This window comes from Thauera aminoaromatica S2, from assembly GCF_000310185.1.
GTDB classification, from domain to species: Bacteria; Pseudomonadota; Gammaproteobacteria; order Burkholderiales; family Rhodocyclaceae; genus Thauera; species Thauera aminoaromatica.
On sequence record NZ_AMXD01000131.1, the window covers coordinates 1 to 10,220 of the forward strand.

At 69.0% G+C, this 10,220-nt stretch carries 10 protein-coding genes and 1 pseudogene; 6 read left to right on the forward strand and 5 right to left on the reverse strand.

The features are described 5' to 3' along the window. Positions 1-529 (reverse strand): annotated as a pseudogene (locus C665_RS15775) (two-component sensor histidine kinase); the annotation flags it as partial. Next, positions 529-1,302 (reverse strand): osmolarity response regulator transcription factor OmpR, encoded by a 774-nt coding sequence (gene ompR, locus C665_RS15780; RefSeq protein WP_004322133.1) that lies wholly within the window; start codon positions 1,300-1,302, stop codon positions 529-531. The gene ompR and the pseudogene C665_RS15775, both read right to left, overlap by 1 nt. Before the next feature lie 237 nt (positions 1,303-1,539). On the opposite strand from ompR, the gene C665_RS15785 reads away from it, so the two are divergent. The 4 genes from C665_RS15785 to C665_RS15800 all read left to right on the forward strand — a co-directional run bounded on the left by C665_RS15785 (position 1,540) and on the right by C665_RS15800 (position 4,087). Beyond that, on the forward strand, positions 1,540-1,902 hold the full coding sequence (locus C665_RS15785; RefSeq protein WP_012585450.1) for a hypothetical protein: 363 nt from the start codon (positions 1,540-1,542) through the stop codon (positions 1,900-1,902). Between the two features lie 132 nt (positions 1,903-2,034). Next, positions 2,035-2,727: a tRNA (adenosine(37)-N6)-threonylcarbamoyltransferase complex dimerization subunit type 1 TsaB gene (gene tsaB, locus C665_RS15790; RefSeq protein ID WP_004322135.1), complete on the forward strand. Its 693-nt coding sequence runs from the start codon at positions 2,035-2,037 to the stop codon at positions 2,725-2,727. Further along, the gene (rimI, locus tag C665_RS15795) at positions 2,727-3,173 is read left to right on the forward strand and encodes a ribosomal protein S18-alanine N-acetyltransferase (protein WP_004322136.1); all 447 of its coding nucleotides are present in this window, start codon (positions 2,727-2,729) and stop codon (positions 3,171-3,173) included. Before tsaB ends, rimI begins: the two co-directional genes overlap by 1 nt. Beyond that, positions 3,173-4,087 carry a uracil-DNA glycosylase gene (locus C665_RS15800; RefSeq protein ID WP_004322138.1) on the forward strand — a complete coding sequence of 305 codons (915 nt, stop codon included), beginning with the start codon at positions 3,173-3,175 and terminating at the stop codon, positions 4,085-4,087. Before rimI ends, C665_RS15800 begins: the two co-directional genes overlap by 1 nt. A gap of 48 nt (positions 4,088-4,135) precedes the next feature. Here the strand turns inward: C665_RS15800 and lplT are convergent, their stop codons facing one another. After that, positions 4,136-5,386 (reverse strand): lysophospholipid transporter LplT, encoded by a 1,251-nt coding sequence (lplT, locus tag C665_RS15805; protein ID WP_004322141.1) that lies wholly within the window; start codon positions 5,384-5,386, stop codon positions 4,136-4,138. 217 nt (positions 5,387-5,603) lie between these two features. Between lplT and C665_RS15810 the strand changes: the two genes are divergently transcribed. Further along, complete coding sequence (locus C665_RS15810) at positions 5,604-6,515, forward strand: LysR family transcriptional regulator (RefSeq protein WP_012585449.1); 912 nt, start codon at positions 5,604-5,606, stop codon at positions 6,513-6,515. A gap of 61 nt (positions 6,516-6,576) precedes the next feature. Then, on the forward strand, positions 6,577-7,995 hold the full coding sequence (gene radA, locus C665_RS15815) for a DNA repair protein RadA (RefSeq protein WP_004322149.1): 1,419 nt from the start codon (positions 6,577-6,579) through the stop codon (positions 7,993-7,995). A gap of 228 nt (positions 7,996-8,223) precedes the next feature. Here radA and C665_RS15820 read toward each other — a convergent pair whose 3' ends face one another. Continuing rightward, positions 8,224-8,667 carry a hydrogenase maturation protease gene (locus C665_RS15820; protein ID WP_004322151.1) on the reverse strand — a complete coding sequence of 148 codons (444 nt, stop codon included), beginning with the start codon at positions 8,665-8,667 and terminating at the stop codon, positions 8,224-8,226. Continuing rightward, a complete protein-coding gene (locus C665_RS15825) occupies positions 8,664-10,130 on the reverse strand; it encodes a Ni/Fe hydrogenase subunit alpha (protein WP_004322153.1) in 1,467 nt (488 codons plus the stop codon). The genes C665_RS15820 and C665_RS15825 overlap by 4 nt, the downstream gene beginning before the upstream one ends. Between the last annotated feature and the right edge of the window lie 90 nt (positions 10,131-10,220).

Below are 10,220 nucleotides of genomic sequence, written 5' to 3' on the forward strand. Positions count from 1 at the left end.
CCCCCCCCCAGCCGAGCCAGCCGAAATCGTCCGGGTTCTCGATACGCTCGGGCGGCAGCATCACCCAGTATTCATCGTTGGCGTCGTCCGGATCGAGACGGAAGCTCACCCAGAAGCCGTCCAGCGTCTTCCAGCGCGAGGCGAAGCGGGTATGGTCGCCGAGCTGCCGACGTACGTCGGCAGTGAGCAAGCGCAAGGGCCGGGTGTCGGCGAGCGGCGCGAGCTCGTCGGTGGCCTCGGCGGGATAGATGCGGATGCCTTCCAGGGCGGCGAGGTCGATCAGCAGATCCATGCGACGGTCGAAGTCGGCATTGATCAGCGCGGTGCGGGTGAGGTTGATCACCGAAACCACCATCTGCGCCACGTCGCGCGAGCGCGCCGGCTCCTGGAAGTAGCGGAAGATCTGCACCCAGCTGCCGAGGGCGACGATCAGCAGCAGCGCGACGAGCAGGAAGGTCTGCCAGAGCAGGGTGCTCGGCAGCAGGCGGGGCCGCGCCGGCCCGCCCGCTGCCTCGACCGTGCCCGCCATCAGTCCTCGCCGCCGGCCGGGGTGTCCGGCTGCCCGCCGTTGTCCTCGCCGCCCTTTTGCTCATCGGGCACGAAGACGTAGCCGAAACCCCACACGGTCTGGATGTAGCGCGGCTTGGCGGGATCGTCCTCGACCAGCTTGCGCAGGCGCGAGACCTGGACGTCGATCGCCCGGTCGAACACACCGTACTCGCGCCCGCGCGCGAGTTCCATCAACTTGTCGCGGGACAGCGGCTGGCGCGGGTGGGTTAGCAGCACCTTGAGCAGCGAGAATTCGCCGGTGGTGAGCTGAATCTCCTCGCCATCGCGGACAAGCACGCGGGTGCCCAGGTTCACCTTGACCCGGCCAAACGCGACGATCTCGTCCTCGGGGGTGGGCGCGCCCGGCAGGGTGTGGGGCTGGCGACGCATCACCGCCTGGATACGCGCCACCAGCTCACGCGGGTTGAAGGGCTTCGCGACGTAGTCGTCGGCGCCCATCTCCAGCCCGACGATGCGATCCACGTCGTCACCCTTGGCGGTGAGCATGATGACCGGGATCTGGTTCTCGGCCGCGCGCAGCCGGCGACAGATCGACAGCCCGTCCTCGCCGGGCAGCATCAGGTCGAGCACGATCAGGTCGTAATGCTCGCGGTGCAGGGCGCGATCCATCATCGGCGCATCGCCGACGGCCTTCACCGAAAAGCCTTGTTCCTGAAGGTATCGGGACAGCAACTCGCGCAGGCGCGCGTCGTCATCCACCACGAGAATGCGATAGCGGTTTTTCTGGTTCATGAACGGAATGCTAGCCTGACTCGCGGCAGGGTGCCAGCCTTCCCGGGGCCGGTCGCGGGGGGCTCCCGGTAAGCCTTCGTAAGGCGGGGACGGAGAGGCAATATCGGCTTACAAAGCAGTCGCGATCAGGCCCGCGAAGGCTTTGCGCACCGGGCGGTTTGCCGTAAGGTGCGGTCATCGCTTTCCTGCGTCGGTTCCGTGCCTCCTCGAGGCCGTAGGGGCCGACGTCGTGCTCTCATGACCCCTTTCCGCGTTTCCCGCGCCTTCCGGCATCCCGCGCAGCACCTTGCCTGCCGGCCGTGCGTGCGCGCTTACCTCGTTTGCGGCTTGCTGGCGTTCTTCGTCTTCGCGCCCACCACGGCCAGCGCGCAGCTACGCTTCATCGTCGGTGGAGAGGAGCAGGCGCAACGCTTGCGTCCGGCGGGAGCAGAGGACCGGCAGGAATGGCGCGACACCCTGAGCGACCAGCGCAACGAGCGCGAGGGCGCGCGCGAGCGCCGGCGCATGAGCGAGGAGGAGCGCAGCGACCTGCGGCGCCACATGCGCGACGCCGCGCGCGGCGCCTACCGCGAGGAATCGGGGCGCAAGCCGCAGCGCTGAGCACTCGGCAATCCGGCAGTCGGGATACCCGCACCCGCATGCGGTCGCGGTCTTCGTTCGCCCCTGTCGATGCCGCCGCGTGACAACCGCGGCCGCAACGAACCGGCGCGCTCCCGGTAGAATGGCGGCCCCATGAACATCCTCTCCATCGAAACCGCCACCGAACACGGCAGCGTCGCGTTGCTGCATGGTGACGAGCTGCTCGTCCGCCGCATCCAGGGCGCGGCCAATCACTCCGAGGCGGTGCTGCGCGACCTGCGCGAACTCCTTGCCGAGACCGGGCTCGCCGTGGCGCGGCTGGACGCGGTCGCCTTCGGCGCCGGTCCCGGTGCCTTCACCGGGCTGCGGCTGGCTTGCGGTGTCGCGCAAGGCATCGCGCTGGCAGCGGATCTCGGCGTGGCCGTGGTCGGCAGCCTGCAGGCGCTCGCGCTCCAGGTCGGCGCGCCGCGGGTGCTGGCGGCCACCGATGCGCGCATGGGCGAGATCTACTGGGCGAGCTTCGTGACCGACACCGAAGGGGTGCCGCAGCCGCAGGGCATGCCGCGCTGTTGCGCGCCGCTGGATCTCGAGCTGCCCCCCGGCGAGTGGAGCGCTGCCGGGTCGGCCTTCCGCGCCTGGCCGGAGGAACTCGAGGCGCGCACTGCAGGGCGTCTCGTCGCCTGCCAGCCCGACCTTCACCCGCGTGCGGAAGAGATTGCCCGCCTCGGGGCGATCCAGGCGCGCGAAGGCGGGCTGGTGGCCCCCGAGCAGGCCGCGCCGCTCTACGTGCGCGACAAGGTCGCCTTCACCACCGCCGAGCGACTCGCGCGCGGAGGGCGTGCCTGATGCTGGCGCTGGCCTTTGCGCCGATGGGCGAGGGAGACCTCGACTGGGTCGGCGCGCGCGAGGCGGAGCTCCATGCCCACCCCTGGTCGCGCGGCAATTTCGCCGACTCGCTGGCCAGCGGCTACGACGCCTGGATCCTGTCCTGCGACGGTGTCCCTTCCGGCTACGCGGTCGTGATGAACGTGCTCGACGAAGCGCATCTGCTCGACATCGGCATCGTCGGCGAGCTGCAGGGCAGGGGGCTGGGCAAGCGCTTCCTCGACTGGCTGGCCGAAGGGGCGAAGACGCGCGGCGCGCGGGATTTCTACCTCGAGGTGCGGCCTTCCAACGCCGCGGCGCTGCGCCTCTACGCGCGCAGCGGCTTCGTCGAGATCGGTCGCCGGCGCGGGTATTACCCCGCGGCGGGTGGGCGCGAGGACGCGATCGTGATGAGGCGGGCGCTGTGATGTCGCCGCGCCTGTCCTCCCGCCGCGACGCGGTGCTGCGCGAGATGGGGCTCGGCCCGATCTGGCGCCTGCGCACGCGGAAGGCGGAGGTCTCCGAAGCGGATGATGCGGAGCGTGAAGCGGCCGAGCCTGCATCGACCGAAACCGACGCGACCGCCTCGCCCCGGGTCGAGGTGCCGCGTACGCCGAATCCTCCGCCAGCCGCACCGGCCCCGGCTGCCGGACCGCGATCGAGCGTTGCGTTCCAAGCCGGCCCGCACCGTGCCGCGCGCCCCCAGCCCGCGGCCGCTTCGACGCCCGCAGCCGTTCGCAGTGCGCCTGCGGCGCCGGATCCGGCTCGCGGCGCCCGCATCTCCACGCTCGAATGGGACGCGCTCGAAGCCGAGATCCGCGATTGCAAGGCCTGTGGGCTGTGCGAGCGCCGCAAGCAGGCCGTGCCCGGCGTGGGCGACCGCCAGGCACGCTGGATGCTGGTGGGCGAGGCGCCGGGCGCGGAGGAGGACCAGCGTGGCGAGCCCTTCGTCGGCCAGGCCGGGCGCCTGCTCGACAACATGCTCGCGGCGATCGGGCTGAAGCGCGGAGAAGACGTCTATATCGCAAATGCGGTCAAGTGCCGACCGCCACACAACCGCACTCCAGAACGCGGCGAGATCGCCGCCTGCCAGCCGTATCTCGATCGCCAGATCGCGCTCGTGCAGCCGCAGCTGCTGGTCGCGCTCGGCCGTCCGGCCGCCCAGGCCCTGCTCGATCGCGAGATCGCAATCTCGGCCGCGCGCGGCAAGCGCTTCGAGCGCGCGGGCACTCCGGTCGTGGTCACCTACCATCCGGCCTATCTGCTGCGCAATCCGCAGGACAAGGCCAAGGCATGGGAAGACCTCTGCTTCGCGCGCCGGCTGATCGCCGAGACGGGGTGAAGGCGGTGGCGGGGTGCCGGGCGGACCGGGGGCGAAGGCCGCCCGGCCTCAGTGCGGGCGATCCTCGAGCAGCGCCACGTTGTCGAACTCGCGCTGGTTGGCCTCGTGGCGGCGCTTCACCAGCAGCATGGTGCCGGCGACAAAGAGCCCGAACAGCACGATCACGGTGTTGATCGACAGGCCGAGCACGATCAGCAGCGCATAGGTGCCGGTCATCATCAGGATCGACAGGTTCTCGTTGAAGTTCTGCACGGCGATCGAGTGCCCGGCGCCCATCAGGATGTGGCCGCGGTGCTGCAGCAGGGCGTTCATCGGCACCACGAAGAAGCCTGCCAGCCCGCCCACGATCACCATCAGCGCCATCGCGACCCAGGCCTCGGTGACGCCGACCATGATCATCACTCCGAGGCCCATGGCGATGCCGAGCGGGATCACGTTCACCGCGCGCCGGAGCGTGATGTAGCGCGCCGCCAGCACCGCGCCGGTGGCCACGCCGAGCGCCACCACGCCCTGCAGCATCGAGGCCTGCGACAGGTTCATGCCCAGGTTGTGCTCGGCCCACTTGATCACGATGAACTGCAGCGTCGCGCCTGCGCCCCAGAACAGCGTGGTGACCGCGAGCGAGATCTGCCCGAGCTTGTCGCGCCAGAGCAGGCGCAGGCAGTGGTTGAAGTCGTGCAGCAGGTAGAGCGGATTGCTCTTGAGCGGCTTGTGGTCCACCCCGGTGTCGGGGATGTACATGTTGAAGATCGCCGCCACCAGGTACAGGGTGCCGACCACCAGCACCGCCGCGCCGAAGGCCGAGCCGGCGCCGGGCAGGCCCAGCCCCATCAGCCAGGTGGAGACGTCGCCACGGATCATGATCCCGCCGATCACGGTGCCGACGATGATCGCCGCCACCGTGAGGCCCTCGATCCAGCCGTTGGCCACCACCAGCAGGCGGTGGGGCAGATACTCGGTGAGGATGCCGTACTTCGCCGGCGAGTAGGCCGCCGCGCCCAGTCCGATCACCGCGTAGGCGAAGAGTGGATGCGTACCCAGGAAAAGCATCAGGCAGCCGCCGATCTTGATCGTGTTGCTGATCAGCATCACTCGCCACTTGGGCATCGAATCGGCGAAGGCGCCGACGAAGGCGGCGAGCGCGACGTAGGAGACGGTGAAGAAGAGCTTGAGCAGCGGCTCGTATTCGGAGGGGGCCGCCATGTCCCGGAGCATGGCGATGGCGATGATCAGCAAGGCGTTGTCGGCCAGCGCGGAGAAGAACTGCGCTGCCATGATGATGTAGAAGCCGAGCGGCATCGTCGGGTCGCGGCGGAAGGTCGAAGCGCGGTTTATATCACGAAGCGGATTGCCCTGTGATGATCTCGCGCAGCGCTTGTGCGAGGGCGCGCAGATGCCCGTATGGCAACGGTTTGAGGCCGCAGCGAGCAGGTTCTCGGGATGAACGCGCAGGGATCCACCTGAATGCGCCGGTTTGTGCTTTAATTCACGTAAATAAAACGTACTTATCCACGCCATGGCAGATCGCAGACTCCAGGTTTTCCACGCGGTTGCGAAGCACGGCTCGTTCACCCGAGCCGCGGAACACCTCCACATGACGCAACCGGCCGTCACCTTCCAGATCAAGCAGCTCGAGGAACACTTCGACACCCGCCTGCTCGATCGCGGGCACGGCAAGATCACGCTCACCGCCGCGGGCGAGCTCGTGCTCGCCTACGCCGAGCGCATCCTCGGTCTGTCGGCCGAGCTCGACTCGCGCGTCTCCGAACTCACCGACGAGCTCGCCGGCCAGCTGCGCATCGGCACCAGCACGACGATCGCCGCCTACTGGCTGCCGCAGGTGCTGGAGAGCTTCAAGCGCCGCTACCCCGGCGTGCTGCCGCGCGTGGTGGTCGGAACCTCCAAGCTCACCGAGGATCGCGTCGCCGCGCGCGATCTCGACCTCGGCCTCATCGAGATCGCCACCGAGCAGCCCAGCATCGAACGCCGCAGCGCCGCGCGCGACGACCTCCTGGTGATCTGCAGCCCCGGCCACCCGCTGGCGAAGTTCAAGGAGCTCACCGCCCGCGACCTGGTCGGCCACCCCTTCATCGACCGCGACCCTGGCAACGGCATCCGCCAGATCGCCGACGAGTTCTTCGAGGCCGCCGGCATCGCCGGCAGCCAGATCACCCTGTGCGCCGAACTCGGCAGCCTCGCCGCGGTCAAGCAGCTCGCGGCCGCGGGCCTCGGCTTCGCGATCGCCTCCGGGCGCGCGATCCGGCGCGACGTGGAAGAGGGCAGGCTGGTGGCGATCCCGCTGCAGCCGCGGCTGCACACCCCGCTCGAGGTCATCCTGCCACGCGACAAGTTCCGCTCGCGCCTGATCAACGCCTTCGCCGACCACGTCTGCGAGGAGTTCGCCCGCATCGCGACCGAGCAGGACTGATTCCCCGCAAGTTTTTGCTCCGGCCGCGGCCGGGGCCCTGACGCAGTTACGGAAGACCCTGATGGCACGGCAGAAATCCGCTTTCGTCTGCACCGAATGCGGTGCGCAGGCCGTGCGCTGGCAAGGCCAGTGCCCGCAGTGCCAGGCCTGGAACACCCTTGTCGAAACCGTGCTCGAGCCCGCAGCGCCGGCTGCGGGCAGCCGCTTCGCCGCGCTCGCCGGCGAGACCAGCCGGCTGCAGCCCCTGTCCGCGCTCGAACCCCGCGAAGAACCCCGCCAGCCCACCGGTCTCGACGAGTTCGACCGCGTGCTCGGTGGCGGCCTGGTCGCCGGCGGCGTGGTGCTGATCGGCGGCGACCCGGGTATCGGAAAATCCACCCTGCTGCTGCAGGCGCTCTCCAACCTGGCCGCGACGAGTGCGTCGGCTGGCAGCGAGGGCGCGACGGGCAAGGGCACCAAGGCGGGCGGCGTCATCTACGTCAGCGGCGAGGAGTCGGGCGAGCAGGTCGCGCTGCGTGCCCAGCGCCTGCAGTTACCGCAGTCGCCCCTGCAGATGCTCGCCGAGATCAACCTCGAACGCATCCTCCACACCCTGCGCGAGGCGCGCCCGCGCGTGGCGGTCATCGACTCGATCCAGACCGTCTATTCCGAGACCCTGCAGTCCGCCCCCGGCTCGGTCGCCCAAGTGCGCGAATGCGCCGCCCAGCTCACCCGCTTTGCCAAGCAGAGCGGAACCAGCCTGATCCTGGTCGGCCACGTCACCAAGGACGGCACGCTCGCCGGCCCGCGCGTGCTCGAGCACATCGTAGACACCGTGCTGTACTTCGAGGGCGACACGCACTCCAGCTTCCGCCTGATCCGCGCCTTCAAGAACCGCTTCGGCGCGGTCAACGAGCTCGGCGTGTTCGCCATGACCGAGCGCGGCCTGCGCGGTGTGTCCAATCCCTCCGCGATCTTCCTGTCGCAGCACTCGCAGCAGGTCGCCGGCAGCTGCGTGCTGATCACCCAGGAGGGCACGCGCCCGCTGCTGGTCGAGGTGCAGGCCTTGGTCGATTCGTCGCAGAGCCCCAACCCGCGCCGGCTGTCGGTGGGCCTGGAGCAGAACCGCCTGGCGATGCTGCTCGCGGTCATGCACCGTCACGCCGGCGTGGTCTGCTTCGACCAGGACGTTTTCGTGAATGCGGTCGGCGGCGTCAAGATCACCGAGCCGGCCGCCGACCTCGCGATCCTGTTCGCGATCGTCTCCTCGCTGCGCGACCGCCCGCTTCGGCGCGGCCTCGCGGTGTTCGGCGAGGTCGGTCTCGCCGGCGAGATCCGGCCCGCACCGCGTGGCCAGGAGCGCCTGAAGGAAGCCGCCAAGCTCGGCTTCGACACCGCCATCGTTCCGCGCGCCAATGCGCCGAAGCATCCGATCGAGGGCCTGAAGGTGATCGCGGTCGAGCGCGTGGAGGAGGCCCTGGAGCAGTTGCGCGGGTTGTAAGCGGGAAGGTAAGTCGCATCCCTGTACGAGCGCCGTCAGGCGCGAATGCAGCGTCGACCGTCCCACCCACGTCGATTCCCCGCACGCAGGAATCGCGGCTCGCGCCGCTCCCACACGACACCCGCAAGCGCGCCGTTTCTTGCAGGAGCGCCGCCAGGCGCGAATGCGGCGTCGGCCGTCCCACCCACGTCGATAATGAGTCCGCCGAGTTCGCGGCTTGCGCCGCTTCTACAGGTCGGGGAGCCAGGCCGTGAAGGCCGCGATGGCGGCGCGCAGGTTGGCGTTGGCGGAGGGGGCTGGCGCGGTGCCGAGCTCCCATGAGTCACCGCGGATGGCGAGCAACCAACTGGGCGGCGCGGGCCGGCCCTCGAGGTCCTCGAACACCTGTAGCACGCTCTGCGGCGAGACCGAGTGGGTGGTGAAGCTGTCGTCGCGGGCCGCTGCGATCGGCTGGAATTCGAAAGGCGGCCGTGCCGTACCGGATGCATCGACGAACAGGATCCGGCTACGGCGACGCAGATCCAGCGCATGCTCGACCTGGAGCTGGAAATCGGTCAGGCACTCGATCCCCGGCAGCTTCATCGCCTCGACCGCCTCCACGAACAGCGGCCCGAGCGCGTCGTCGCCGCGGCTCGGATTTCCCCATCCGAAGACCAGCACCGGCGCGCTCATGCCTTGTATTTCCGGTCCAGCTCCGTGCCCTCGGCATCCACCAGCGTGACCTCCAGCGGCATCTGCCCGAGCGCGTGGGTGGCGCAGGACAGGCAGGGGTCGAAGGCGCGGATGGCGACCTCGATGTGGTTGAGCAGTCCCTCGGTGATCTCCTGGCCGTGGAGGTATTGCTTCGCGACCTCGCGCACCGCCGTGTTCATCGCCTGGTTGTTGTTGGTGGTGGAGACGATCAGGTTGGCCATGGTGACGAGGTCGTCGTCGCCCACCTGGTAGTGGTGGAAGAGGGTGCCGCGCGGGGCCTCGATCACGCCCACACCCTCGCGCCGGCGCTCGCCGCTCGTCATGAGCTCGGTGCCGGAGAGGTCGTCGTCGTGAAGCAGGTCCTTGATGGTCTCGGCGGCGAAGAGCATCTCGATCATGCGCGCCCAGTGGAAGGCCAGGCTGCCGTGCAGCGGCTTGCCGCCGGCGTACGCGACGAGTTCGCGGCGCTCGTGCTCGGCAAACGGCGTGGGGATACTGTCGCAGTTCTGCACGCGCGCGAGCGGGCCGACCTTGTACCAGCCCGCCTCCGGGCCCATCGACGTGAAGTAGGGAAACTTCATGTAGCTCCAGGGCTTGACCTCCTCGGTGATGAGGCGGTCGTAAGTCTGGTAGTCCACCTGGTCGAAGAGGATCCTGCCGTCGGCGTCCCTGGCGCGCAGCACGCCGTGGTAGAGGTCGAGGCTGCCGTCGGGCGCGACCAGGCCCATGAAGCTCGAGCGCACGGTGCCGAAGTGGTCGTAGAGCGCGCGGTCCTGCTGGTGGAGTTCCTTGATGATGCGCACCGCGTCGCGGCTCCAGGCGATCATCTGGTAGGCATCGGCGAGCAAGCGCTTGCGTTCGTCGGCGCTCAGCGCGCGATTGACGCCCCCCGGTACCGCGCCGGTGCCATGCACGCGCTTGCCGGCGGTGAGGCGGATCACCTCCTGGCCGAACTTGCGCAGCAGGATGCCTTTCTTCGCGATGTCCGGGTATTGCTGTGCCACGCCGACGATGTTGCGCCGACCGAGCTCGGAGCCGAAGCCGAACAGCAGGTCGGGCGAGGACAGGTGGAAGAAGTGCAGCGCGTGCGACTGCAGGATCTGGCCGTAGTGCATCAGGCGGCGCATCTTGTCGGCGGTCGGCGTGACGCGTGCGGCGCCGACGACGAGGTCGAGCGCCTTGCTCGCGGCGAGGTGGTGCGACACCGGGCAGATGCCGCACAGGCGCTGCACCATCACCGGCACTTCCCAGTACGGTCGCCCCTGGATGAAGCGCTCGAAGCCGCGGAACTCCACGATGTGCAGGCGCACCTGGTGCACCTTGTTGTCCTCGTCGAGCAGGATGGTGACCTTGCCGTGGCCTTCCACGCGCGAGACGGGGTCGATTGCGATACGGCGCAAGGTATCGCTGGCGACTGTGGCGGTTTCGAGTTGAAAGCTCATTTGGATATCGTCGTCAGTGAGAGGCTCGCGGCTTGCGCCGCTCCTGCCGAAAAGCGAGGTGCTCGAGCTTCCTGCAGGAGCGGCGCGAGC

What these genes read in the sequence shown, in the direction of transcription:
- ompR (WP_004322133.1), bottom strand. Translation starts at nt 1,302, where the DNA reads ATGAACCAGAAAAACCGCTATCGCATTCTCGTGGTGGATGACGACGCG.
- C665_RS15785 (WP_012585450.1), top strand. Translation starts at nt 1,540, where the DNA reads ATGACCCCTTTCCGCGTTTCCCGCGCCTTCCGGCATCCCGCGCAGCAC.
- tsaB (WP_004322135.1), top strand. Translation starts at nt 2,035, where the DNA reads ATGAACATCCTCTCCATCGAAACCGCCACCGAACACGGCAGCGTCGCG.
- rimI (WP_004322136.1), top strand. Translation starts at nt 2,727, where the DNA reads ATGCTGGCGCTGGCCTTTGCGCCGATGGGCGAGGGAGACCTCGACTGG.
- C665_RS15800 (WP_004322138.1), top strand. Translation starts at nt 3,173, where the DNA reads ATGTCGCCGCGCCTGTCCTCCCGCCGCGACGCGGTGCTGCGCGAGATG.
- lplT (WP_004322141.1), bottom strand. Translation starts at nt 5,386, where the DNA reads ATGCCGCTCGGCTTCTACATCATCATGGCAGCGCAGTTCTTCTCCGCG.
- C665_RS15810 (WP_012585449.1), top strand. Translation starts at nt 5,604, where the DNA reads ATGGCAGATCGCAGACTCCAGGTTTTCCACGCGGTTGCGAAGCACGGC.
- radA (WP_004322149.1), top strand. Translation starts at nt 6,577, where the DNA reads ATGGCACGGCAGAAATCCGCTTTCGTCTGCACCGAATGCGGTGCGCAG.
- C665_RS15820 (WP_004322151.1), bottom strand. Translation starts at nt 8,667, where the DNA reads ATGAGCGCGCCGGTGCTGGTCTTCGGATGGGGAAATCCGAGCCGCGGC.
- C665_RS15825 (WP_004322153.1), bottom strand. Translation starts at nt 10,130, where the DNA reads ATGAGCTTTCAACTCGAAACCGCCACAGTCGCCAGCGATACCTTGCGC.